The following is a 24,473-nucleotide window of genomic DNA, read 5'->3' as shown; positions in this document are numbered from 1 at the left end:
GAATTCTACCGGAGGCGCGGAAGGGCTCCCACGGGTCGCGCGCGATCGCGCGTGGGGCCACGTCGCACAGCGTTCGCGCCTTTAGTGGTCGCGGTCCAACAACGCGGCTAAGGTGGTGCGGGTGATCGAGACACTCGTCGCGGGCGACTCCGCGCATCCCCTGGACTACCGCGACGGCTGGGAGCTGCAACGCCGCCTCCACGCCGAGGTAGCGAGCGGAGAACGGCCGAACACGCTCGTGCTCTGCGAGCACGCCTCCGTCTACACCGCAGGCAAGCGCACGGAGGCGCACGAGCGGCCGGTCGACGGCACGCCCGTGGTCGAGGTCGACCGCGGCGGGCGCCTCACCTGGCATGGGCCAGGCCAGCTGGTCGGCTATCCGATCGTGCGACTGAGCGAGCCCGTCGACGTGGTGGCGTACGTCCGCTCGCTCGAGGGTGCGCTGATCGACGTCCTCGACGACCTGGGCGTGCGCGGCGAGCGCGTCGAAGGCCGCTCGGGCGTGTGGCTGCGCCGGGCGAGCGGGACCGACAAGATCGCGGCCATCGGCATCCGCGTGGCCTCGGGCGTCACCATGCACGGCTTCGCCCTCAACGTCTCGAACAGCCTCGAGCCCTACTCCCGCATCGTCGCCTGCGGCATCTCGGACGCCGGAATGACGACCATCGAGCGCGAGCGCGGCGAGGCGCCGGCGATGGAGGTCGTGCGAGACCGAGTGGTGGCGAGGTTCGCAGAGGCGGCGCCCGCCTTCTCGGCGGCGGTCTCGGCGGAGGTGGCCGCGTGAGCGCCGAGGTCGGCGGTCGCAAGCTCCTGCGCCTCGAGATCCGCAACGCCGAGACGCCCATCGAGCGCAAGCCCGAGTGGATCCGCACGAAGGCCACGATGGGCCCCGAGTACCGCCAGCTGCAGTCGCTCGTGAAGAGCGAGGAGCTGCACACGGTCTGCCAGGAGGCGGGCTGTCCCAACATCTTCGAGTGCTGGGAGGACCGCGAGGCGACCTTCCTCATCGGCGGCGCGCAGTGCACGCGACGCTGCGACTTCTGCCAGATCGACACGGGCAAGCCCGCGGACTACGACATCGACGAGCCGCGCCGCGTGGGCGAGTCGGTCGCGCGGATGAACCTCCGCTACGCGACCGTGACCGGAGTCGCGCGCGACGACCTGCCCGACGAAGGCTCATGGCTCTACGCCGAGACGATCCGGCAGATCCACGCCCAGGCTCCCGGTACGGGAGTCGAGATCCTGGTGCCCGACTTCACCGGGCGCACCGAGCACCTCCGGCGGGTCTTCGAGGCGCAGCCCGAGGTATTCGCGCATAACGTGGAGACGGTGCCGCGCATCTTCAAACGGATCCGTCCGGCCTTCCGCTACGAGCGCTCGCTCGACGTGCTCACCCAGGGGCGCGAGGCGGGCCTGATCACCAAGTCGAACCTCATCCTCGGGATGGGCGAGGAGCGCGAGGAGATCTCGCAGGCGCTGCAAGACCTGTACGACGCGGGCACCGACATCGTGACGATCACGCAATACCTCCGGCCGACTCCGCGCCACCTCCCGGTCGACCGCTGGGTGCACCCGGAGGAGTTCGTGGCGATCAAGGAGGAGGCGGAGGACATCGGGTTCCTCGGCGTGCTCGCCGGGCCGCTGGTGCGCTCCTCTTACCGTGCGGGCCGCCTGTGGGCGCGCTCGATGGAGTCGAAGGGCCGGCCGGTGCCGGAGCACCTGCGCCACCTGGCCGACGCCGCGCTCGGCTTCTCGCAGGCCGTCTGACGCCCCGCCCCGCCCCGCCCCGCCTTCGCGCGAGATGCCACTTATGAGCGCTCGCGTCGGCGTGTCGCCCTCATAAGTGGCATCTCGCGAGAAGAAAGGGGGGCGGGTCAGGCGACGAGCTGTTGCGCGAAGACGTGGGGGGTGAAGCCGGTGAGGTCGCCGATGCCCTCGCCCTGGCCGACGAGCTTGATCGGGATGCCGGTGCGCTCCTGCACGGCGAGGACGAAACCGCCCTTCGCGGAGCCGTCCAGCTTGGTGATGACCAGGCCGGTGACGCCCGCGTGCTCGATGAAGGCCTCCACCTGGTTGACGCCGTTCTGACCGGTCGTGGCGTCGAGGACCAGCAGGATCTCGGAAATCGGCGCCAGCTTCTCGACGACGCGCTTGATCTTGGTGAGCTCGTCCATCAGGCCGCCCTTGGTATGCAGGCGCCCGGCCGTGTCGATGATGACCATCTCGATGCCGTTCTCCTGGGCGAACTGCACGGTCTGGAAGGCGACCGACGCGGGATCCTGGCGCTCCTGCTGCGGACGCACGATCTGCGCGTCGGCGCGCTGGGCCCACGTAGCGAGCTGGTCGACCGCCGCGGCGCGGAACGTGTCGGCAGCACCGACCACGACGCTCCGGCCGTAGTTGCGGAGGAACTTGGCGAACTTGCCGATCGTGGTCGTCTTGCCGACTCCGTTCACGCCGACCACGAGGATCACGGAGGGTCGCTCGCTGAGCGTGAGAGTCGTGTCGTACCTCGAGAGGCGTTCCTCGAGCGACTCGCGGAGCATCCGCTGGAGGTCGCGCGGGTCGGTCGTCGCATAGCGGGCGACCTTGGCACGGAGGTCGGCGACGATCTCCTCGGTGATGTCGGGGCCGAAGTCGGCCGTGAGGAGAGCAGTCTCGAGATCGTCCCAGGTCTGATCGTCGATCGTGCGCTTCTCGAAGAGGCCGCGCAGAGCGCGACCGAGCGACCAGGAGGTGCGTTCTGCCATAGGCCCAGGCTACCGGCGCAGACCGAGCGGGCCGCTCAGGCGGGCGGCGCCTCCACCCGCTGGCCGACGACCGCCGAGACGCCGTCCTGGCGCATCGAGACGCCGTAGAGGGCGTCGGCGATCTCCATCGTGCGCTTCTGGTGCGTGATGACGATCAGCTGACTGGAGGTGCGAAGCTGCTGGAAGATGCTCAGGAGGCGACCGAGGTTCGCGTCGTCGAGCGCGGCCTCGACCTCGTCCATGATGTAGAACGGGCTCGGCCGCGACATGAAGATCGCCACCATGAAGGCGATGGCGGCCAGCGAGCGCTCGCCTCCCGAGAGCAGCGAGAGCCGTTCGATCTTCTTGCCCGCCGGCCGCACCGCGACCTCGATGCCCGTGGCGAGCAGATCATCGGGGTCGGTCAGACGGATGCTGCCCGTGCCGCCCGGGAAGAGCACGGGGAACACCTCCGCAAACGCCGCCTGGGTGTCGGCGAACGCGGCCGCGAAGACCGTCTGCATGGTCTCGTCGAGCTCCTCGATGATCGTCAGCAGATCGCGGCGGGTACCGGTGAGGTCGGCGAGCTGCTCGGTGAGGAACGCGTGCCGCTGCTCGAGCGCGGCGAACTCCTCGAGGGCGAGCGGGTTCACGCGGCCGAGCTGCCCGAGCTGCCTCTCGGCCTTCTCGAATCGGCGTCGCTGCTCCTCGCGGACGTAGGGGCGCGGCTCCCCTTCGCCCGTCTCGTCGGGGACCTCGACGAGCGGACCGTACTCGGCGACGAGCACCTCCTCGTCCAGACCGAGCTCGGAGCCGGCGCGCTCGAGCAACGCGGTCAGCTGGACGCGCTTCTCGTAACTCTGCAGCTCCAGACCGTGCACGCTCTCGGTGACCGATCGGAGGCGGTCGCGCAGGACCGCCTCCTCGCGACGCACCCGCTGGAGCTCGTCGTTCTGCTGCGCCCGAGCCGCCTCCGCCCGCACGAGCGCAGCGCGCGCCTCCTGCACCGAGCGGTCGACGGAGGAGAGCACGGCCGGCAGGGCAGCGGCCACCTCGGCGGTCGCGTCGAGCTGTCGACGGCGGATCACGGCCCGCCGCGCGGCCTCCTCGGCGGCGGCGCGATCGGCGGCCAGCTGCCGTACGAGAGCCTCGCCGCGCGATTGCTCGGCGCGTACACGCTCCTTGGCCGTCTCGACCCCGAGTCGCGCCTCGATCTCCCGCTCGCGCGCCGCCTCCACCTCCTGGTGCAGCGCGTCGCGGCCGCTCGCGTCGAGAAGGGGACGGGGCCGCGAGCGGGCCGCGTCGAGGGCGCTCCTCGCCTCCTGGGCCGCGCGCTCCGCCTCGCCGACCCGTTCGGACGCGACGGCAAGCGCCCTCTCGGCGCGACCGTGCTCGGCGGTGGCCGCCTCCAGTTGCGCGCGGACCCGACCGAGCCGCTCGGTGTGCGTCGCGCGGGCAGCATCGTGCTCGCGGAGCGCGGCGAGGGCGAGACGCGACTGCTCCTTCGCGGCGCGCAGCACCCCGGTGTGCTCGGCGAGCTCGACGCGGAGGTTGTCGATGCCCGCCACGACGTCGTCCAGACGGCGCGAGGCGGCGTCGCGCTCGGAGACGAGCTCGATGCGGCTGCGCTCCCCGCCGCTGCCCGCGCTCATGACGACCTCCGACACCACGGCGCCCTCGCGCGTGACGACGGTGAGGGCGGACATCGCGAGCTGCGAGCGGACGCGACGCGCGGTGGCGAGGTCGTCGACGACCACGACGTGCTCGAGCAGGGCGAGGATGCCGCCCGGGGCGGTGACGAGCTCGCACGCGGCGACCGCCCCCTCCGGCAGAGACATCGGGAGCGGAGCCTGACTGGCCTCGGCGATGACCAGCTCGACCCGGCCGAGATCGCGGCGGAGCGCCTCGTCGAGCGCCGCCTCCGCCTGGCGCCGGGTCTCGGCCAGGACAGCGTCGGCGAGCGTTCCGAGCGCCGCGGCGACGGCCGCCTCGTAGCCGCCGCGCACCTGGATGCGCTCGGCGACCCGGCCCAGGACGCCGTCGGGGCGCGCCGCGATCAGCTCGGCCGAGCCGTCGGAGGCGTCGAGGGCGAGCGAGAGGGCGCTCGTGCGCGCGGCGAGCGCCTCGCGCTCCCGTTCGAGGGCGTGCAGCTCCTCGCGCCGTCGTTCGATCTCGGACTCCGCCTCGACAACCGACGTCTGCGCGATGTCGTAGCCCTCGTCGAGAGTGCCGTCGCTGCCTCCTCGGAGATCGCCGATCTCCGTCTCGAGCGCGTCGAGGCCGTGCTGGGCCGCCTCCCGACGCTGCACGGCGGCGTCGAGCGCGTTCTGCGCCCGGAGCACCTCCCCGCGGACCGCGGCCAGGCGGGACGCCGCCGTGTCGGCCTGTCCGCTGAGCTGGGACAGCTCGAGGTCATGGCGCGAGACGAGGGCGGCCTGAGCGGCGATCTCGTCGTCGAGGGCGTCCAGGGCCGCGCGAGACACGGCGGTCGCCTTCTGCGCAGCCGCCCAGCCGGCCTCGGCATCGAGGACGGCCTGACGCAGCCGGAGCACCTCCTCGCCCGCCTCCTCGACGTCACGCGGGGAGACGCGAGGCTGGATCGAGACCTGCTCGGACTCCTGACGGAGCAGCGCGAGACGTTGCCCGGCGAGCGCCGAGAGGTTGCGCAGACGTTCCTGGACCGATTCGAGCTCGAAGGTCGTGCGACGGGCCTCGTCGACGGCGTCGCCGACCATCGCGGCCTCGAGGCGCGCGATCCGCTGCGTGGCCTGCTCCAGCGACTCCTGCGCCACCACGCGCTCGCCGTGCCGCTCGCTCTCGGACCGCGCGAACCCCTCCAGAGCGGCGCGGAGGCCGACGACCTCGTCGGCGAGCAGACGCGCCCGGGCATCGCGGACCACGGCGGCGATGGTCTGCGCCTGCCGGGCGACCTCTGCCTGACGCCCCAGCGGCTTGAGCTGACGGCGGATCTCTCCCGCGAGATCCGAGAGGCGAGTGAGGTTGGCCTGCATCGCCTCCAGCTTGCGGAGGGTCTTCTCTTTGCGACGGCGATGCTTGAGGATGCCCGCGGCCTCCTCGATGAAGCCGCGACGCTCCTCCGGCGTCGCGTGCAACACGGCGTCGAGCTGCCCTTGGCCGACGATCACGTGCATCTCGCGGCCCAGGCCGGAGTCGCTCAACAGCTCCTGCACATCGAGCAGGCGACAGGCGCTCCCGTTGATCGCGTACTCGCTGCCGCCGTTGCGGAACAGAGTGCGCGTGATCGTCACCTCGGTGTACTCGATCGGCAGCGCACCGTCGGAGTTGTCGATCGTGAGCGCGACCTCCGCGCGACCGAGAGGACCGCGGGTGGACGTGCCGGCGAAGATGACGTCCTCCATCTTGCCGCCGCGGAGGGTCTTCGCACCCTGCTCGCCCATCACCCAGGCGAGCGCGTCGACGACGTTGCTCTTGCCCGAGCCGTTGGGGCCGACGACGCAGGTGACGCCCGGCTCGAACGCGAAGGTGGTCGGCTGAGCGAAGGACTTGAACCCCTTGAGGGTCAGGCTCTTCAGGTACACCCTCGCTCCCGTCTCCGACGCTCATACGGTAGCCGATGGCTCCCGCCCGGCCAGGGAGGCGGGGCGGAGGCGCCCGCTCGGGTGCACACTGGGGTGATGCGGACGGCAGCGACATGGGCGACGGTGCGCGAGTGATCCCCCTGGTCGAACCGGGCCCCCCACTGGCCGATCCCGAGCGGTATGCGCGGCAGATCCGGCTCTCGCCGATCGGGGAGCAGGGTCAGCGCCGGCTCGCGAACGCGCGCGTGCTCGTGCTCGGGGCGGGAGGCATCGGCTCGCCGGTCATCACGGCGCTCGCCGCCGCGGGCGTCGGCCGCCTGGGCATCGTGGACGCAGACGTCGTCGAGCTCTCGAACCTGGCGCGGCAGACCGCGCACGACGACGGCTCCCTCGGCCGGTCGAAGGCGGAGTCGGCAGTCGCGACCGCGCGGCGGATCTCGCCGGGCATCGACGCGAGGGCCTACCCGGTCGCGATGACCGAAGAGAACGCCGACGCGCTCGTGGAGGACTGGGACGTGGTCGTCGACGGCTTCGACACCTTCGGCGCGCGCTACCTCGCCTCCGACGCCACGACCCGGGCGGGCGTGCCGCACGTGTGGGGCTCGGCGCTCGGCTTCGACGGGCAGCTGTCGACGTTCTGGGCGCACGCGCCAGGCGGAGGCGTCACGCTGCGCGCACTGCATGCGGAGGCCCACGATGCGGCAGACAGCTGCGCGACCGTGGGCGTGCTCGGCGCCCTGTGCGCGGTGATCGGCTCGGCGATGGCGGCCGAGGTCGTGAAGCTCGTGACGGGAGCGGGGACCCCGCTGTTCGGACGCGTGCTGGTACACGACGCGCTCGACGGCTCGTGGGCCGACGTGCCGCTGGCGCGCGGGGTCCCGGCGGTCGCGGAGCGCGGGCCGGCGGCCGTCGCCGCGGAGTCGCTGAGCGCGGGCGAGCTGCGAGAGCGGCTGTCGGGGCCGACTCCGCCGACCGTGGTGGATCTGCGGGAGGACGACGAGGACCGCTCCGTGGCCGTGCCGGGGACGATGCGGATGCCGATGTCGCGGTTCGATCCCGGGGCGCTGCCGGAGGGGCCGGTGGTGCTGTACTGCGCGGCGGGCGTGCGCTCGCGGGCGGCGGCGGCGCAGGCGGCTCGGCTCGGCGTGCGGTGTGCGTCGCTCGAGGGAGGCGCGGCGGCGTGGGGGCGCTGAGCGCGGGCCTCCGCGTCCGTCAGCCGCCGGCGAAGGGCGGGAGCACGTCGACGGAGGCGTCCGGCGTCAGCGGCGTCGCGCGGTCCGTCGTCGAGACGCCGCCGATCAGGTAGGTGCAGCGCGCCAGCACGCCGGCGGCCTCGGGAGCGGAGGCAACCAGCCACGCCTCCAGCCCCCCGAGGTCGGTCACCCCCTCGACCGTGTCGGCGCCTCGACCGAGGGCGGCCTTCGCCGCAGCGAAATAGCGCAGCCGCACGCTCATCCGCCGATCGCGCTCATCGTGCGCTCGGGCTGCACGAAGCCGGGCCGGTTCATCTCGTGTCCCGCGGGCTTCTCCCACATCGCACCGCGCCACAGCTGCGCGACCTCGAGGTCGGAGGCGCCGGAGCGCATCGGGCCGAGCAGGTCGGTCTCGTCGTTCGAGAACAGGCAGCTGCGCACGCCTCCCTCGGCGGTGAGGCGCGTGCGGCGGCAGTCGCCGCAGAAGTTCTCGGTGACGGAGGCGATGACGCCGACCTGGCCGAGCACCTCGTCGCCGCCGATCAGGCGCACATCGAAGAGCTCGGCCGGCGCGCCGTCGCGCGGCGCGGCATGCGGACTCAGCGTGAAGCGCTCCGACAGCAGAGCGCGGATGTCGGCCGCCGTGATCATGGTCGAACGATCCCACCCGTGGTCGGCGTCGAGGGCCATCTGCTCGATGAAGCGCAATTGGTGTCCGCCGGCGAGCGCCCACGCGAGCAGCTCGGGCGCCTCCCGATCGTTGATGCCGGGCAGGAGCACGGCGTTGATCTTGGTCTGCGCCAGCCCGGCCGGGCCGAGGGCATCGATGCCGGCGAGGACCCGATCAAGGAACGGGCGCCGGGTCACCGTGGCGAACGTCTCCGGGCAGATGGAGTCGAGGGAGACGTTGACGCGGTCGAGGCCGGCTGCGGCGAGCGCCTCCGCCCGACCCGCGAGGCCGATGGCGTTGGTGGTCAGCGAGATCTCGGGGCGCGGCTCGAGCGCGGCGACGTCGCGGATGATCTCGACCAGGTCTTTGCGCAGCAGCGGCTCGCCGCCCGTGAACCGGATCTGACGGACTCCGAACCGTTCGACGGCGATCCGCGCGAGGCGCACGATCTCGTCGCGGGTGAGCAGCGAGGCCGGAGGAAGGAACGGCAGCCCCTCGGCCGGCATGCAATAGGTGCAGCGCAGGTTGCACTTGTCGGTCAACGAGATCCGCAGGTCGTCGGCGACCCGGCCGTAGGTGTCCACGAGCAGCGGAGTGTCGGGGCGGTCGGCCGGCAGGACGGCGCCGCGCTCGCGGGCCCGGAGGCCGGGGATCCCCAGTGCAGTGGTCATCCACTCACACTACGCGGCACGGAGGCGGCGTGGCCCGGGACCGGCTGATGCTCGGTTCCCCCGCGGGAGGGGCGCGACCCGGCAAGATGGACATCGGTTCCGCCTCCCGCGGGACCGACCGCTCGCCGGAGAGGACCCGATGACCTCGATCGACATCCACGCCGCCCGCGTGCGGGCGCTGCTCGCGCCTCTCGCCACCCGCGCGGGGCACGAGACGCTGGTGCTCGATCCCTCCGCGGTCGCCGCCGACCCGGGCTCCTACGACCGACGCGTTCTCGCCCGGTCGGTCCACTCCCCCCTCGATCTGCCGCGCTTCGACAACTCGCAGATGGACGGCTTCGCGGTGCGGGCCGCCGACCTCGGCTCGGCCACACCCGAGCATCCCGTGACTCTGCCGGTATCGGCGGCGATCCCTGCCGGGGAGCGGGCGCCGCGGCACGAGGCGGGGACCGCGACTCCGATCATGACCGGCTCGGCGCTGCCCGCCGGCGCGGACGCGGTCGTCCCCGTCGAACGGGTCGAGCCGCCACGGTTCACGAGCGGAGGGACGGTCTCCTTCGCCCACCCCGTCGTGCCGTCGAGCTTCGTGCGGGCGCGGGCCAGCGACGCCCGCGCCGGCGAGCTCGCGCTGCCGGCCGGGACGACCCTCCGTGCGGCGCACTACGGGCTGCTCGCCTCGCTCGGGCTGACCGAGGTCGAGGTGCTGCCGCGGCTGCGTGTGCTCGTCGTGCCGACGGGGCACGAGATCCGCCCGGCGGGAACGCCGCTCGAGGACGCGCAGGTCTACGACGCGAACGGCGCTCTGCTGGCCGAGGCGGTGCGCGAGGCCGGCGCGCTGCCCCTCGTCGCCCCGTGCACGAGCGACCGCGCCGACGATCTGCTCGCGGTGCTGGCCGAGCACACGGACGCCGCCGATCTGGCCATCACGGTCGGCGGAGTCAGCGCCGGCGCCTTCGAGGTCGTGCGCGACGCGCTCGGGCCCGCCGGCTCCGAGTTCGGGCACGTCGAGATGCAGCCGGGCGGACCGCAGGGACTCGGCCTGGTGCGCATCGGCGACGGCGCACACCTTCCGATCGTGTCGCTGCCAGGCAACCCGGTCAGTGCGCTGATCTCGTTCGAGGTGTTCCTCCGCCCCCTGCTGCGGTCGTTCGCCGGGCGAGTACCGGCCGAACGACCGCGCGTGCGCGCCCGGCTCGGCACGGCCCTCGACTCCCCTGCGCACCTGCATCAGATCCGCCGCGGTGCGCTCGACGACGAGGGCCTCGTGCACCCCGTCGGCGGCCCGAGCTCGCACCTGCTCGCGTCCTACGCGCGATCGACGGTGCTCATCCACGTCCCCGTCGGGACGGACCACGCAGCGGCCGGCGACACGGTCGAGATCTGGAGGATCGATGACTGAGGGGCACGAGCTCACCCATGTGCGCGGCGACGGCGCCGTGCACATGGTCGATGTGAGCGCGAAGGAGGCGACCGCACGTACCGCGGTCGCGGAGGGGTACGTCGAGACGACGCCCGAGGTGGTGCGCCTGCTCGCGCAGGGCGAGCTGCCCAAGGGCGAGGCGCTCGGCGTCGCGCGCGTCGCCGGCATCCTCGGCGCGAAGGCCACCTCGACGCTCATCCCGTTGTGCCACCCGCTCGCGCTCGACGGTGTCGACATCGACCTCGAGCCGCAGGACGGCCGCGTGCGCATCGAAGCCCGCGTGCGCACAAGCGGGCGGACGGGCGTCGAGATGGAGGCGCTCACCGCCGTGAGCGTCGCGGCACTCACCGTGTACGACATGATCAAGGCCGTCGACCGCTCGGCGGTCGTCACGGGTATCCGCGTGCTCGCCAAGGCGGGCGGGCGCAGCGGCTCCTGGAGCGCCCAGTGACCGGGCACGAGGGCGCCGAGGACGCGGACACGAGGGCGCCGCAGCGCCGCGCGGTCGCCGTGGTCGCCTCCACCCGCGCGGCGTCGGGCGTGTACGAGGACCGCACCGGACCGGCGCTGCTCGCCTGGTTCGAGAGCCGGGGCTGGAGGGGTCAGGCCGTGGTCGTGGCCGACGGCGACGCGGTGGGCGAGGCGATCTCCGACGCGATCGGCATCGGGATCGACATCGTCATCACCACCGGCGGCACCGGAGTCGCACCGAACGACGTCACGCCCGAGCAGACCCTGCCCCTGCTCGAGCGGGCCCTGCCGGGCCTGGCGGAGGCCGTACGCGCGCGCGGCGCCTCCCACGTGCCGACCGCGGTGCTCAGCCGAGGACTGGCGGGAGTCAGCGGGCGCAGCGTCGTGGTCAACCTGCCCGGCTCCCCCGGCGGAGTCCGCGACGGCATCGAGGTCCTCGATCCGGTGATCGGCCACCTGCTCGACCAGCTGGGAGGCGGCGACCATGTCCGCTGACCGCGTCGCGCTCGCGCGCCTCGCCTCCGAGCCGATCACCGTCGACGAGTGCGAACAGGCGGTGGAGTCCTCGCGACACGGCGCGGTCGTCACGTTCGCCGGAGTCGTCCGCGACCACGACGAGGGCCGCGGAGTGCTGCGGCTCTCGTACGAGGCGCACCCCGACGCCGAGGCCGCGCTCCTCGCCTCCGCGGCGCGCATCGCCGAGAGCTACCCCGAGGTGCGCATCGCCGCGGTGCACCGTGTGGGCGAGCTCGTGGTGGGTGACCTGGCGCTCGCGTGCGCGGTCGCCTCCCCCCATCGCGCCGCGGCTTTCGAGGCGTGCGGTCGCCTCGTCGACGACATCAAGGCGTCGGTGCCGATCTGGAAGGAGCAGTCCTTCGTCGACGGCAGCTCGGAGTGGGTCGCGTCGCTCGGCTGAGCCGACGGCCCCGTCACGCCGTGCCCCGCGCCTGGGAAACACGCGCGTCACATGTCTGAGGTTCACTGGAGGAGCCCGCACCCCGCGGACATCGGCGAGAGGCACAGCATGGACCTGAACACGATTCAGCGGGTGCGAGTCGTCCACGAACGTGCCGAGCTCGCGGACATGGGCCCGCGCACGGCAGTCATCGGAGGCGGCTCCTGGGTGTTCTCGCTCCCCCACGACCACCTCGACGAGCTCCTCGACCTGCAGGGTTTCGCGTGGGAGCCCGTCCGGGTGAGCGAGGCGGGCCTCTCCCTCGCCGCGACGTGCACGCTGGCCGAGCTCGCCGCCCTCCCCGACACCGGGTACGCCGCGCACCCCCTCTTCTTCCAGTGCTGCACGGCCCTGCTCGGCTCGTTCAAGATCTGGAATGTCGCGACCGTGGGCGGCAACATCGCCAACGCGCTGCCCGCCGGGCCGATGATCAGCCTCGCCGCGGCGCTCGACGCCTCCGCGCTCATCTGGCGGCCCGACGGCAGCGACGCCCTCGTGCCGGTGGCCGAGCTCGTCACAGGAAACATGACGACGACGCTCGAGCACGGCGACGTGCTCCGCTCGATCGAGCTGCCTCGGCACGCCCTGGAGGCGCGCACCGCGTTCCGCAAGACGGCCCTCTCGCCGCTCGGCCGCTCCGGCGCCGTGGTCATCGGACGGCTCGACAGCGACGGCTCGCTCACCGTCACGGTGACGGCGGCCACGGTCCGGCCCGAGCTGCTCCGCTTCGCCGCCGTGCCCTCCGCCGACGAACTCGCTGACGCCGTCGACGGCATCGCGAGCTGGTTCACCGACCCGCACGGCGCCGCCGACTGGCGGCACGCCGTCGTCCGTGTGCTCGCCGAAGAGATCCGCACCGAGCTCTCCGGAGGCGCCTCGTGAGGTTCACCGTCAACGGCGAGGCGATCGACGCCTCCCCCCGGCCCGGCCAAGTGCTGCGCACCCTGCTGCGCGAGCACGAGCACTTCGAGGTCAAGAAGGGCTGCGACGCGGGCGACTGCGGCGCCTGCTCGGTCCTGGTCGACGGAACGCCCCTCCACTCTTGCCTCTACCCCGCCCACCGCGTCGAAGGCCGCGAGGTCACGACGGTCTCGGGCCTCGGCACTCCCGAGGAGCCGAGCGCGATGCAGGAGGCCTTCGTCGAGGCCGGCGCCTTCCAGTGCGGGTTCTGCACGGCCGGCATGGTCGTCACGGCCACCGCCCTCGAGGGCGCTCGTGCCGAGGATGTGCCGCGGCTGCTCAAGGGCAACCTCTGCCGATGCACGGGATACCGGGCGATCCGTGAGGCGATCGCGTGCGGTCGCTCGGGAGAGACGGCGCCTCCCGCGGGGCTCACTCCCGTCCGGCGCACCGGCACCTCCGCCGCCGACTCGCACGTCGGCCGATCCCTCGGCGCGCCGGCCGGCCGGAGGATCGTGCAGGGCCGCGAGCCCTTCACCCTCGACGTCGCCGTGCCGGGGCTCCTGCACGTGAAGGTCCTACAAAGCCCGCACGCGCACGCCCGCGTGCACTCGATCGACACCGCGGCGGCGCGAGCGCTCCCCGGAGTGGTGGCGGTGCTCACCGCGGCCGACGTGCCCGACGTGCTGTACTCGACGGCCCGGCACGAGTCGCGGCTCGACGACCCGGACGACACGCGGATGCTCGACACGGTCGTGCGGTTCCGCGGGCAGCGCGTCGCCGTGGTGGTCGCCGAATCGGTCGCGCAAGCCGAGGCGGGCTGTCGCGCACTCGACGTCGAGTACGAGGTGCTGCCGGCCGTGTTCGACCCGGAGGAGGCGCGCACGCCGGGCGCGCCCCTCCTTCACGGCGAGAAGGACCCGATCGCGTCCCGGATCGCACGGCCCGAGGGGAACGTCGTCGCCGAGCTGCACGGCGAGCACGGCGACGTCGCCGCGGGCCTCGCCGAGGCCGATGTGGTCGTCGAGGGACGCTACCGGACCTCCCGTGTCGCCCACGTCTCGCTCGAGACGCACGGCACGATCGGCTGGCTCGAGGGCGACGCCCTCGTGCTGCGGACCTCGACGCAGGTGCCGTTCCTCGTGCGCGACGAGATCGCCCGGCTCTTCTCGCGCGATCCCGCGAGCGTGCGCGTGTTCACGGCACGCGTGGGCGGAGGCTTCGGCGGCAAGCAGGAGATCCTCACGGAGGACGTGGTCGCCCTCGCGGTGCTCGCCACGGGGAGGCCGGTGCAGTTCGAGTTCACCCGCAGCGACGAGTTCACGATGGCGCCGTGCCGTCACCCGATGCGCGTCGACGTCACCCTCGGAGCCCGCCACGACGGACGCCTCACCGCGCTCGCGGTCGACGTACTCTCGGACACGGGCGCCTACGGCAACCACGGCCCGGGCGTCCTGTTCCACGGCACCTCGGAGTCGGTGGCCGTCTACTCGGCCCCCAACAAGCGGGTCGACGCCCAGGCCGTCTACACGAACAACCTGCCCTCGGGGGCGTTCCGCGGCTACGGGCTCGGGCAGGTGATCTTCGGGATCGAGTCGGCGATGGACGACCTGGCCCGCACGCTCGACATCGACCCCTTCGAGCTGCGACGGATCAACGCCGTCCGCCCCGGCGAACCTCTCGTCGTCACGCACGTCGAGGGCGACGACATCGGCTTCGCCTCGTACGGGCTCGACCAGTGCCTCGACCTCACCCAGACGGCGCTCGCCCGCGGAGCCGGCTCCGAGCCTCCCGCGGGACCGGGCTGGCGCACCGGGCAGGGCATGGCGGTCGCCATGATCGCCACGATCCCCCCGCGCGGGCACTTCTCGGAGGCGACCGTCACCCTCGACGCCGAGGGCCTGCTCACCGTCGGGGTCGGCACCACCGAGTTCGGCAACGGGACCACCACGGTGCACACGCAACTCGTCGCGAGCGCATTCGGCGCCTCCGCCGACCGGGTGCGCCTGCGCCACTCCGACACGGCCGCCGCGCGGTACGACACCGGCGCCTTCGGCAGCGCCGGAACGGTCGTGGCCGGCAAGGCGGTGTACGCGGCGGCGACGCGACTGCTGGCCGAGGCGCGCTCCATCGCGAAGCGGCTGACCGGGCACGACGGCAGCGAGTTCGAGCCGGACGACTCCGGCCTGCTCTCGGCCGACGGCACCCGCGTGGGCTTCGACGAACTGACGCGCGCTGCAGGCGGCCCTCTGACGGCGACGGCGAGTGAGGACGGCGCGCAGCGCTCGCTCGCGTTCAACGTGCAGGGCTTCCGCGTCGCGGTGCACGAGCCGACGGGCGAGGTGCGCATCCTGCAGTCGGTGCAGTCGGCCGACGCGGGCTTCGTCCTGAACCCGGCGCAGTGCCGGGGGCAGATCGAGGGAGGCGTGGCACAGGCGATCGGCTCCGCGCTCTACGAGGAGGTGATCCTCGACGGCGAGGGGACGGTCACCACGGCGATCCTCCGCAATTACCACATCCCGCAGCTGGCTGATCTGCCCGAGACCGAGGTGTACTTCGCCGACACCGCCGATGCGCTCGGGCCGTTCGGTGCGAAGTCGATGAGCGAGGCGCCGTACAACCCCGTCGCCCCAGCCCTCGCCAACGCGGTGCGTGACGCGATCGGCGTCAGGCCGCGCGAACTGCCGCTGTCGCGCGACCGCGTGTGGCGGATGCTGCACCCCTCCGCGGTGCCCGTCGCGACGGTCGCGGTGGACGCTCCTCCCGGATGACGTGCACAACGTCAGCTGAGACGGGCTCTCGCGCACGATCACGCACGACGAGGCGCCTGAGCTGACGTTGTGTCGCGGGCGGTCAGATCCGCGACGCGAGATCGGCGCTCGCCTGGGCAACCTCGCCCGCGATCGCGTGCTCGTCGGCGGTCACGAGGCGCCCCTCCGACACCACCGGCCTCCCGTGCACCAGCAGCAGCGTGAGCGGAGGCTGTGCCCCCAGCGCCAGCGCGGCAACCGGGTCCGCGATTCCCGCGTGCTCGATGCCGTCGATGCGCCAGAGGGCGAGGTCGGCCAGCTTGCCCACCTCGATCGAGCCGATCTCGTCCTGCCGACCGAGGACGCGCGCGCCTCCGATCGTGGCGACCGAGAGCGCCTGGCGGACGCTCATCCGGTCCGCCCCCGCGCGGAGCCGGTTCATCAGCACCGCCGCGCGGATCTCGGAGCCGAGCTGGCCGGACTCGTTCGAGGCCGCGCCGTCGACGCCGAGCCCCACGGGCGCCCCGGCCGCGAGCAGCTGCGGGATCGGCGCGATCCCCGCCGCGAGCCGACCGTTCGAGGAGGGGCAGTGCGCGACTCCCGTGCCCGTAGCCGCGAACTTCGCGATCGCCGCGTCGTCGAGGTGCACGCCGTGCGCCATCCAGACGTCGTCGCCGAGCCAGCCCAGCGACTCCAGGTAGTCGGTGGGAGTCATGCCGAACACCTCGCGCGTGTAGGCGTCCTCCTCGAGGGTCTCGGAACCGTGGGTGTGCAGGCGCACGCCGAGCTGGCGGGCGAGCACGGCCGACTCCCGCAGCAGATCGGGGGTCACCGAGAACGGCGAGCACGGCGCGAGGGCGATCTGCACCATCGAGCCGGCGGAGGCGTCGTGGTAGCGCGAGACCGCCGTGGCGCTCGCCTCCATCGCCGCGGCGGTGGTCTCGACGGCGAAGTCGGGCGGGAGGCCGCCCTGCGAGGCCCCGAGGTCCATCGAGCCGCGTGTCGCATGCAGGCGGAGGCCGAGGATGCCGGCGGCGTCGACGATCCCGCCGACGATGTCGCCGGAGCCGCGAGGGAACACATAGTGGTGGTCGGCGACGGTCGTGCAGCCGGAGCGGGCGAGCACCCCCATCGCGCCGAGGGAGGCGGTGCGGGTCAGCTCGGCGTCGATCCGCGACCAGGCCGGATAGAGGGCGACGAGCCAGTCGAAGAGGATCGAGTCCTGCGCCCAGCCGCGGGTGAGCCACTGGTAGAGGTGGTGGTGCGTGTTGACGAGCCCGGGGGTGAGCAGATGGCCACGGCCGTCGAAGCGCGTGGTGACGACCGGCTCCTGAGCGGGCAGGCCGGTGGGGGCACGCCCGTCGAGCGCCCAGGCCGGAGGCACGCCGGCGCCGACCGCGACGATCCGGCTGTCGTCGACGACGACGTGTCCGCCAGGGTACTCGGCGCCTGCCCCGTCGACCGTCGCGACGTGGGCTCCGGTGATGACGTGGCGCTGCATCGCTCGAGCATGGCAGCACGGTGTTTCGCGAGGGTTTCGCGGGAGGGAGGAGCCTTCAGCCCGCGTGGATCGGCCCGGTCCGCCTCCGCAGCGACTCGCCGGACGCGGCAGCCCGCACCGCGAGCACCTCCGCGAGGATCGAGACCGCCGTCTCCTCGGGTGTCGACGCGCCGATGTCCAGCCCGATCGGCGAGTGGAGGCGGCCGAGCGCCTCGTCCGTCACCCCCGCCTCGCGCAGGAGGCCCCGTCGCCGCTCGTGCGTCCGACGGGAGCCCATCGCCCCGACGTAGGCGACCGGGAGGGTCAGCGCGACCGAGAGCAGCGGGATGTCGAACTTCTCGTCGTGGGTGAGGATCGCCAGGACCGTGCGGTCGTCCACCTCGGTCGACGCCAGGTAGTCGGAGGGCCAGGCGACGACGACCTCGTCGGCCCCCGGGAAACGCTCGGCCGTCGCGAACAGGGGGCGGGCGTCGCAGATCGTGACGCGGTATCCGAGAAGGGCTCCCGCCGAGCACAGCGCGGCCGAGAAATCGACCGCGCCGAACACGATCAGCCGAGGCCGCGAGGCGTTCACCACGTAGGCGACCTCCAGCTCGCTCCCCTGGCACGCGATCTCGATCGTCGCCGAGCGACCCGACCGCATCCGAGCCTCGCGCTCGGCGAGGATCCGGCGCACCGCCTCCTCGTCGAGCCCGGGCCCGACGACGTCGTGCGCGCGGGTCGCGCCCGTGAGCACCCGGCCGACGAGCGCCTCCGGGCCGCCGACGATCATCGCGAGCCCCGCGGCGCGCCCGGCTCGGGCGGCGCGCAGTTCGGCGATCACCGCCGTGGATCCGGGGTCGACCACCTGCCCGACCACCCGCAGCTGTCCGCCGCAGGAGAGGCCGGCGGCGAAGGCCGACTCGTCGTCGAATCCGAAGTGCTCGCTCGCCCAGGCGCCCGACTCCGCGTCGTCCGTCCCGAGCACCTGGTGGGCCAGCGCGTACGCCTGGGCCTCGACGCAGCCTCCCGAGATCGAGCCGATCGCCCGGCCGCCCGCGTCGACCGCCATCGACGAGCCGAGGGCGCGCGGAGCCGAGCCGAAGACGTGCGTGACGGTCACGACGGCGACGCGCTCGCCGGCGTCGAGACGCTCGAGCAGCGGGGCGGCGAGTTCGAGCACGGTGGCCTCCTCGGGGCGGTCGGGAGGCGGCACTGCCGGGGCGTGCGGGCGCTCACACGCAGGAAACATGCCGAGTATAGGGTCGATCCATGCCCGACGACGCTCCCCTCCTCGACCTGGTGATCCGCTCCTCCGATGTGCTCACCGAGAACGGTCGGCGCCCCGCCAGCGTCGCGATCGCCGAGGGGCTCATCGTCGCGGTCGGCGAGGTCGACGCGCCGTGGCACACCGCGGCCGAGGTAGTCGTCCCCGATGGCCACGTGTTGCTGCCGGGCATCGTCGACACGCACGTGCACGTCAACGAGCCGGGCCGTACCGAGTGGGAGGGGTTCGCCTCCGCCACCCGCGCCGCCGCCGCGGGAGGAGCCACGACGATCATCGACATGCCGCTGAACTCGATCCCGCCGACGACGACCGTGGCGGGGCTCGAGGTCAAGCGCGCCGCGGCCTCGCCCCAGGCGCAGGTCGACGTGGGCTTCTGGGGCGGAGCCATCCCGTCCAACCTCGGCACGCTTCGCGAGCTGCACGACGCGGGGGTCTTCGGTTTCAAGTGCTTCCTCTCGCCGAGCGGAGTGGACGAGTTCCCGCACCTGAGCACGGAGCAGCTCTTCGCGGCGATGCAGGAGATCGCGGCCTTCGACGGACTGCTCATCGTGCACGCCGAAGACCCGGCCGAGCTGGAGGCGAGCACGAACGCGCCGGGCACCTCCTACGGCGCCTTCGTCGACTCCCGCCCGCCTGCCTCCGAGAACAGCGCGATCCTGCACGTGATCGAGGCGCTTCGCGAGACGGGCGGCCGCGCGCACATCCTGCACCTCTCGTCTGCCGACGCGCTGCCCCTGGTGCGCGAGGCGAAGGCGGAGGGGCTGCGGCTCACCGTCGAGACCTGCCCGCACTACCTCACCTTCGACGCCGGCTCCATCCCCGACGGCGCGACCCAGTTCAAGTGCTGCCCGCCGATCCGCGACGTCCGCCATCGCGAGCTGCTGTGGGCGGGGCTTCTGGACGGGACGATCGACATCATCGCCTCTGACCATTCCCCTGCGACGGCGGAGCTGAAGTTCGCGCACGGCGGCGACTTCGAGGCGGCGTGGGGCGGTATCTCGGGACTCGAGCTGAGCTTCCGCGCCGTGTGGACGGGGGCGCACGAGCGCGGCATCCCGCTCGAGCAGGTGGTCGCGTGGATGTCGACAGGGACCGCCGCCTTCGCAGGGCTGGGACAGAAGGGCTTGCTGCGGGCAGGAGCCGACGCCGATCTGATCGCGTTCGATCCGGAGGCGGAGTGGCGCGTCGATCCGCATGCCCTCGCCCACAAGAATCCCGTCTCGGCGTACGAGGGTCGCCTGCTGCGCGGCTCCGTCGCCGCCACCTGGGTCGGCGGCCGCCTCGTGACTCCGGACACCCCGGCCCCCACCGGCCGCCTCCTCACCCGCCCCTGACCCGCGCCCGCCCCCCCTCCGCGAGATGCCACTTATGCGCACGACACGCCGACGAATCCGCGCACAAGTGGCATCTCGCGGAATGTTCCCGGGACGTTTCGGGTGTGTGAACGGGGGCGCGGCGGCGCGCGGGGGCGGGCGGATCACACAACACTCAGGAGCGGCGCGGCGCGGAGACTGAGCGCTTCGCGGATGCGAGCGGCCCGGTCCGCGCGAGAGTCTGGCAGACGGGCACGCGCGGCAGCGGCACCCGTGGCAGAACGGCCCGGCACGAACAGGAGCGGACATGACGATCATCCTCGGAGACCACCAGTACGGGAAGGCCGAGAACCGCATCGTGCGGATCTACCGCGAGAGCCCTCGCCACGAGATCCACGACGTCAACGTGTCGACCGCCCTGCGCGGCGACTTCGACGCGGCGCACCTCGCCGGCGACCAGTCCTCGGTGCTGCCGACCGACACCCAGAAGCAGACCGCGTACTCGTTCGCGAAGGAGAAGGGCCTGCGCTCGATCGAGCCGTACGGCCTCGAGCTCGCCCGCCACTTCGTCGACGGCTACGCACCGGTGCACGGCGCCCGCATCGAGATCGAGGAGTTCGCCTGGGAGCGCGTCGTCGTCGACGGCTCCGAGCACGACCACACGTGGGTCCGCAAGGGCCAGGAGGTCCGCATCGCCTCGGTCACGGTCGAGGGCACCGGTGCCGAACGGTCGATCTGGATCACCGGCGGCTTCAAAGACCTCACCCTCCTCAAGTCCACCGGCTCGGAGTTCCACGGCTTCCTCACCGACCCCTACACGGTGCTCCAACCCACGAACGACCGGGTGATGGCCACCTCCCTCATCGCGAAGTGGCGCTTTTCCCTCACCGAGGACGAGATCGCGGCGACGGACTGGGAGGCCCTCTACTCCGGCGTGAAAGCCCTGATGACCAGCCGCTTCGCGACCGTGCACTCCCTGGCCCTCCAGCAGACGCTCTTCGAGATGGGCAAGGCCGTGCTGGAGGCGTATCCGCAGATCGTCGAGATCCGCCTGTCTGCGCCCAACAAGCACCATTTCGTCTACGACCTCTCTCCCTTCGGCGTCGAGAACGCCAACGAGGTCTTCCACGCCGACGACCGCCCTTACGGGCTCATCCAGGCGAGCGTGACCCGCGACGACGCGCCTCCGCCCGGCCCCGCGTGGACGACGTACACGGGCCTGGTGTGAGCGGGCGGCGAGCCGTCCACCGCGGTCACATCCTGCACATCGCCGGCCGGGCCACGCACGAGACGGCGGCGGAGTCGCTCGTCTCGATCGCGGACGGCGCGCTCGTCGTCAACGATGCCGGCACGATCGCGTGGGTAGGCCCTCACCGCGAGCTGCCCGCGCAGTACGCGGAGTGGCCGGTGACGGGAGACGCCTCCGCGTTCCTCCTCCCCGGGTTCGTGGACGCGCACGTGCACTTCCCGCAGACGTTCTCGACCGACGGCTTCGGCGGCGGCCAGCTGCTCGAGTGGCTCGACCGCACGGTATTCCCGGCGGAGGCGCGTCTCGCCGACCCGGAGTTCGCGGACATGATCGCCCGCGCCTTCACGCGCCGCAGGGTGCGGGCGGGCACCACGGCGGCGATGGTGTTCGGCTCGGCGTTCCCCGCCGCGCAGGACGCGCTCTTCGAGCACACCCGCGAGGCCGGCCTGAGGATCGTGTCGGGCCGCGGGATCCAGACGGTCGGCCCCGCCTCCGCCACCCCGCTGCTGACCTCCGAGGAGGAGGCGCTCGCGCTGGTCGCCGACGAGATCGGCCGCTGGCACGCGGCCGACACGGGAGACGCGGCCACCGCGCTGCTTCAGGTCGCGATCGTGCCGCGCTTCTCGCTCTCCGTGACGCCGTCGACGCTCGGCGCGCTCGGGGAGCTCTACGACGGGGTCCGGGGCAGCGGCGTGTATGTGCACAGCCACCTCAACGAGAACGACCGACCGGGCGACGGCGAGATCGCGGCCGTGCTCGGCTCCTACGGCACTCGCAGCTACCTCGACACGTACGATGGGCTGTTCCTGCCCGGGTCCGCCCGCGGAGGCTCGTCGCTGCTCGGCCCTCGGACCGTCCTCGCCCACGCGGTGCACTGCCAGGACGACGAACTGCGACGGATGGCCGAGACCGGCACCTCGATCGCGCATTGCCCGACCTCGCAGCAGTTCCTCGGCTCGGGCACCATGCCGTGGCGCCGCACTCTCGCCGCGGGTGTGACGGTCGCCCTCGGAACCGATGTCGGCGCGGGCGACGAGTGGCTGCTCCCCCGGGTGGCGAACGACGCGTTCAAGGTGCACCTGTCGGAGCCGGGGGACGCCTCCGTGGCGCTGCACCCCGCCGAGCTGCTGTTCACCGCAACACTCGCGGGAGCGCGCGCTCTCGACATGGAGGCGCGGTTCGGCAACTTCGACCTCGGCAAGGACGCGGACCTCGTGCGCATCGAGCCCTCCCGCTGGGAGCCGCTGGCGGAGGTGCTCGAGCACGGCATCCGCGCAGACGACGACGCGGAAGCGACGGCGCAGCTGCTCTTCGCGCTGCTGATGACACTGCGAGAGCCGGCCATCGCGGCGGTGCACGTGCAGGGGCGGGCGGTCGCGGCTCCGGAGTAGCGACAGCCGGCCGCGCCGTCAGCGCAGCCGCAACGCCAGGAACAAGTCCGCGCGGTCGGCCGTGTCCGACAGGTCGCGCTGCGTCAGCTCCTCCACCCGCGCGATGCGGTAGCGGACGGTGTTGAGGTGCAGGTGGGTCTGCTCCGCCGTGCGCACCCACGAGCCGCCGCAGTCGAGGAACGCCGTGAGCGTCGCCACGAGCTGGGAGTTGTAGCGCGCGTCGTGCTCGGCGAGGGGGCCGAGCACCAGCTCGACGAACACCGTGCGGAGGTGATCGGGCACCGCGCTGAGCAGCTGTACCGCCGACGTCACCTCGCCGGAGTCGCTGAGGCGCACGCGGTTGTCGTCGCCGGGCACGCCGGGCAGGAGCATCCCGTAGCGCGCCGAGCGCAGCGCTCCTCCGAGAGCGGCCAACGGAGTCGCGGCGCTCGCCCCCACCCGCAGCACGGCGCCCGGCCACGCGGCACCCGCGCGCCGGAGGGCCGCGACCACGGCGGCGAGCGGATCCGCCCCCGGGGCGCTCGCCTCCACCGGGAGCAGCGCGACCGCGCAGCCCTGAACGTCACGGCCGACCACGGCACGACCGAGGTGGGCGGCGGCGTCGGCCAGCACCCTCCGCGCCAGCTCGGGCGGCGCCTCCCCCTCGAACTCCGCCGCGACGACCTGGCAGCGTCCCGCTCCGGCGAGCCCGAGCTGGCGGAGGTACACGGCCGTCTCAGGCTGCTCGCTGTCCTCCTCCACGAGCTCGAGGAGGCGGTCGGCGAGGGCGGAGTCGGCGGCCATGGCCGCCTCGCGCTGCAGTCGGTAGATCCCCACCACGCCGACCAGCTCGCCGACCGCGTCGAGCACAGAGGGCGGCCACTCGTTCCAGTCTCCGCCGACGACCACGAGCCACGAGGTGGCGCGGTGCTCGTCGGGTCCGGCGACGGCGAAGACCGAGAGAGCGTCGCCCTCGGCGTCGGCGATGACGACGGGGCTGCGGCGTGCGGTCAGTCCGGCGCGCACGATGCGCTCGACCTCGCCCGGTCCGAGCGGCGAGGCGGAGGCGGCGCTGCGGCCGGTCGCGGTGAGCACACGCACCGTGAGGCGCAGCTCGGTCGCGGTGCGCGCCACCACCTCGTCGAGCTGCTGCCCGCGGTAGACCTCGGTGAGCAGCTCCCGTTGGCGCACGAGGCCCGCGGTCAGGCGGGCGACGCGCTCGCCGGCGAGCGCGTTCGAGAGGTGGGCCGTGATCGCGCCGAAGGAGACGTCGGCGGGCACGGCGATCAGCGGGACCTCGTGGGCGCGGCAGGCCACGACGAGATCGTCCGGCACGAAGCCGTAGAGCCCCTCGCCTGCCAGCAGGGCGCTGGCGCCGGAGTCGGCGACTGCCGACACGAACGCCTCGCTGTCGCGCGGGGTGCGGCGCCACACCATTCCGGTGAGCACGAGCTGGTCGCGGGCGAGGTAGCGGCGCGGGTCGAGCAGGTCGGTCGTGAAGATCCCGTCGACGACGCGCGCGAGGGCGCCGTCGTCGGCGACCAGCACACGCAGGCGGAGTTGCGGCGCGTCGAGGACGTCCTGGAGCTGCATCAGCTGCCCCGGTAGGTCGAGTAGGCGAACGGGCTGAGCAGCAGCGGGACGTGGACATGCGCCGCCTCGGCGTCGAGGCGGAAGGCGACGACGATCTCGGGGTAGAACGACTCCGTCCCCGCGGCCGCGAACCAGGCGCCGGTGTCGAAGACGACGCGGTAGACGCCGGCGGGCAGCGCCTCCGGGCCGAAGGCGCTCACGCGGCCGTCGGCGTCGGTGCGCGCCTCGACGAGCCGTTCCCAGCCCGACTCGTGGCTCGCCTCGAGCGCGACCGGCACGCCCTCCGCCGGGCGGCCGCGCACGGCGTCGAGCACGTGGGTGGTGACGTGGCTGACGTGGGCGCTCATCGTGCCATCTCCGGGGAGACGAGGGCGGAGGCGACGCCTCGCACCCGCAGCACGGTGATCTCGCGGAGTTCCGCAGCGACGACGCGAGCCTCCGCCTCGGCGTCGAGGCGGAGGCGCCTTTCGAGCTCGGCGACGATCTCGGCGCGGTCCCGGCCTGCCGCGCGAATCAGGAACACGCGGCCGAACCGCTCCTCGTACGCGCGGTTGCCCGCGCGCAGCCGCTCAGCCAGCGCCTCGTCCGGCGAGAGGCTCGCCGCCTGCTCCGCCGCCGAGAACGCGGAGGAGCGACCCGTGCCCGCGTGTCGCTCGCCGATTCGCGGGTGGTCGGCGAGTGCCGCCTCCACCTCGCCCGGCGTGAGGGTGCGGGCCACGCGGTCGGCCGCCTCGGCCAGCGCGTCGGCGGAGGCGTAGGGGGCACCCGCGGCGACCTCCTCGGCCCAGCGCGGCACAGCGAGGCAGGCGAGCAGGATCTCGCGGGGCGTCTCGGTGGGGGTGGTCATGCGGTCTCCTTCGT

At 73.0% G+C, this 24,473-nt stretch carries 21 protein-coding genes; 12 read left to right on the top strand and 9 right to left on the bottom strand.

Annotated features, from left to right (window positions below; translation table 11 throughout):
* Positions 1–121 precede the first annotated feature (121 nt).
* Positions 122–784: a lipoyl(octanoyl) transferase LipB gene (gene lipB / locus ITJ45_RS06310; protein WP_194608509.1), complete on the top strand. Its 663-nt coding sequence runs from the start codon at positions 122–124 to the stop codon at positions 782–784.
* Positions 781–1,767, top strand: a complete 987-nt coding sequence (gene lipA / locus ITJ45_RS06305; protein ID WP_194608511.1) for a lipoyl synthase — start codon at positions 781–783, stop codon at positions 1,765–1,767. Before lipB ends, lipA begins: the two co-directional genes overlap by 4 nt.
* Positions 1,768–1,874: 107 nt before the next feature.
* On the opposite strand, the gene ftsY is transcribed toward lipA, so the two are convergent.
* Together ftsY and smc are read right to left on the bottom strand one after the other, a co-directional pair.
* Positions 1,875–2,750 (bottom strand): signal recognition particle-docking protein FtsY, encoded by an 876-nt coding sequence (gene ftsY / locus ITJ45_RS06300; protein ID WP_194608513.1) that lies wholly within the window; start codon positions 2,748–2,750, stop codon positions 1,875–1,877.
* A 35-nt stretch (positions 2,751–2,785) separates the two neighbouring features.
* Positions 2,786–6,289 carry a chromosome segregation protein SMC gene (smc, locus tag ITJ45_RS06295; RefSeq protein ID WP_194608515.1) on the bottom strand — a complete coding sequence of 1,168 codons (3,504 nt, stop codon included), beginning with the start codon at positions 6,287–6,289 and terminating at the stop codon, positions 2,786–2,788.
* Between the two features lie 35 nt (positions 6,290–6,324).
* Between smc and ITJ45_RS06290 the strand changes: the two genes are divergently transcribed.
* Positions 6,325–7,482 (top strand): ThiF family adenylyltransferase, encoded by a 1,158-nt coding sequence (locus ITJ45_RS06290; RefSeq protein ID WP_194608517.1) that lies wholly within the window; start codon positions 6,325–6,327, stop codon positions 7,480–7,482.
* Between the two features lie 19 nt (positions 7,483–7,501).
* On the opposite strand, the gene ITJ45_RS06285 is transcribed toward ITJ45_RS06290, so the two are convergent.
* Both ITJ45_RS06285 and moaA read right to left on the bottom strand, forming a co-directional pair.
* Positions 7,502–7,744, bottom strand: coding sequence for a MoaD/ThiS family protein (locus ITJ45_RS06285; RefSeq protein WP_194608519.1), 243 nt, complete (start codon positions 7,742–7,744; stop codon positions 7,502–7,504).
* Positions 7,741–8,823, bottom strand: coding sequence for a GTP 3',8-cyclase MoaA (gene moaA, locus ITJ45_RS06280; RefSeq protein ID WP_194608521.1), 1,083 nt, complete (start codon positions 8,821–8,823; stop codon positions 7,741–7,743). Before moaA ends, ITJ45_RS06285 begins: the two co-directional genes overlap by 4 nt.
* 139 nt (positions 8,824–8,962) lie before the next feature.
* Here moaA and glp point away from each other — a divergent pair, with 139 nt between their 5' ends.
* The 6 genes from glp to ITJ45_RS06250 all read left to right on the top strand — a co-directional run bounded on the left by glp (position 8,963) and on the right by ITJ45_RS06250 (position 15,340).
* A complete protein-coding gene (gene glp / locus ITJ45_RS06275; protein ID WP_194608523.1) occupies positions 8,963–10,222 on the top strand; it encodes a gephyrin-like molybdotransferase Glp in 1,260 nt (419 codons plus the stop codon).
* Positions 10,215–10,694 carry a cyclic pyranopterin monophosphate synthase MoaC gene (gene moaC, locus ITJ45_RS06270; protein WP_194608525.1) on the top strand — a complete coding sequence of 160 codons (480 nt, stop codon included), beginning with the start codon at positions 10,215–10,217 and terminating at the stop codon, positions 10,692–10,694. Before glp ends, moaC begins: the two co-directional genes overlap by 8 nt.
* Positions 10,691–11,209, top strand: a complete 519-nt coding sequence (locus ITJ45_RS06265) for a MogA/MoaB family molybdenum cofactor biosynthesis protein (protein ID WP_194608527.1) — start codon at positions 10,691–10,693, stop codon at positions 11,207–11,209. The genes moaC and ITJ45_RS06265 overlap by 4 nt, the downstream gene beginning before the upstream one ends.
* On the top strand, positions 11,199–11,630 hold the full coding sequence (locus ITJ45_RS06260; RefSeq protein ID WP_194608529.1) for a molybdenum cofactor biosynthesis protein MoaE: 432 nt from the start codon (positions 11,199–11,201) through the stop codon (positions 11,628–11,630). The genes ITJ45_RS06265 and ITJ45_RS06260 overlap by 11 nt, the downstream gene beginning before the upstream one ends.
* Positions 11,631–11,738: 108 nt before the next feature.
* A complete protein-coding gene (locus ITJ45_RS06255; RefSeq protein WP_194608531.1) occupies positions 11,739–12,551 on the top strand; it encodes an FAD binding domain-containing protein in 813 nt (270 codons plus the stop codon).
* Entirely contained in the window at positions 12,548–15,340 is a 2,793-nt protein-coding gene (locus ITJ45_RS06250) for a molybdopterin-dependent oxidoreductase (RefSeq protein ID WP_194608533.1), read from the top strand. The genes ITJ45_RS06255 and ITJ45_RS06250 overlap by 4 nt, the downstream gene beginning before the upstream one ends.
* Positions 15,341–15,422: 82 nt before the next feature.
* Here ITJ45_RS06250 and ITJ45_RS06245 read toward each other — a convergent pair whose 3' ends face one another.
* Entirely contained in the window at positions 15,423–16,820 is a 1,398-nt protein-coding gene (locus ITJ45_RS06245) for an 8-oxoguanine deaminase (RefSeq protein ID WP_194608535.1), read from the bottom strand.
* Positions 16,821–16,875: 55 nt separating this feature from the next.
* A complete protein-coding gene (locus ITJ45_RS06240; RefSeq protein ID WP_228493617.1) occupies positions 16,876–18,051 on the bottom strand; it encodes an XdhC family protein in 1,176 nt (391 codons plus the stop codon).
* Between the two features lie 20 nt (positions 18,052–18,071).
* Between ITJ45_RS06240 and allB the strand changes: the two genes are divergently transcribed.
* From allB to ITJ45_RS06225, 3 genes are all read left to right on the top strand, one after another.
* Positions 18,072–19,421, top strand: a complete 1,350-nt coding sequence (gene allB, locus ITJ45_RS06235; RefSeq protein ID WP_194608537.1) for an allantoinase AllB — start codon at positions 18,072–18,074, stop codon at positions 19,419–19,421.
* Positions 19,422–19,707: 286 nt separating this feature from the next.
* Positions 19,708–20,628, top strand: coding sequence for a factor-independent urate hydroxylase (pucL, locus tag ITJ45_RS06230; RefSeq protein WP_194608539.1), 921 nt, complete (start codon positions 19,708–19,710; stop codon positions 20,626–20,628).
* On the top strand, positions 20,625–22,040 hold the full coding sequence (locus tag ITJ45_RS06225; RefSeq protein WP_194608550.1) for an amidohydrolase family protein: 1,416 nt from the start codon (positions 20,625–20,627) through the stop codon (positions 22,038–22,040). Before pucL ends, ITJ45_RS06225 begins: the two co-directional genes overlap by 4 nt.
* An 18-nt stretch (positions 22,041–22,058) precedes the next feature.
* Here the strand turns inward: ITJ45_RS06225 and ITJ45_RS06220 are convergent, their stop codons facing one another.
* From ITJ45_RS06220 to uraD, 3 genes are read right to left on the bottom strand one after another with little or no spacing between them, the layout of a single operon-like run.
* Positions 22,059–23,612, bottom strand: a complete 1,554-nt coding sequence (locus ITJ45_RS06220) for a PucR family transcriptional regulator (RefSeq protein WP_194608552.1) — start codon at positions 23,610–23,612, stop codon at positions 22,059–22,061.
* Positions 23,612–23,959, bottom strand: coding sequence for a hydroxyisourate hydrolase (gene uraH, locus ITJ45_RS06215; protein ID WP_194608562.1), 348 nt, complete (start codon positions 23,957–23,959; stop codon positions 23,612–23,614). Before uraH ends, ITJ45_RS06220 begins: the two co-directional genes overlap by 1 nt.
* Positions 23,956–24,459, bottom strand: a complete 504-nt coding sequence (gene uraD, locus ITJ45_RS06210; RefSeq protein WP_194608565.1) for a 2-oxo-4-hydroxy-4-carboxy-5-ureidoimidazoline decarboxylase — start codon at positions 24,457–24,459, stop codon at positions 23,956–23,958. Before uraD ends, uraH begins: the two co-directional genes overlap by 4 nt.
* Positions 24,460–24,473: the final 14 nt, after the last annotated feature.

This window comes from Rathayibacter sp. VKM Ac-2879 (assembly GCF_015351245.1).
Classification (GTDB): domain Bacteria; phylum Actinomycetota; class Actinomycetes; order Actinomycetales; family Microbacteriaceae; genus Rathayibacter.
Note: the sequence above shows the minus strand (reverse complement) of the source record. Positions and strands in the feature narration are given on the sequence as shown.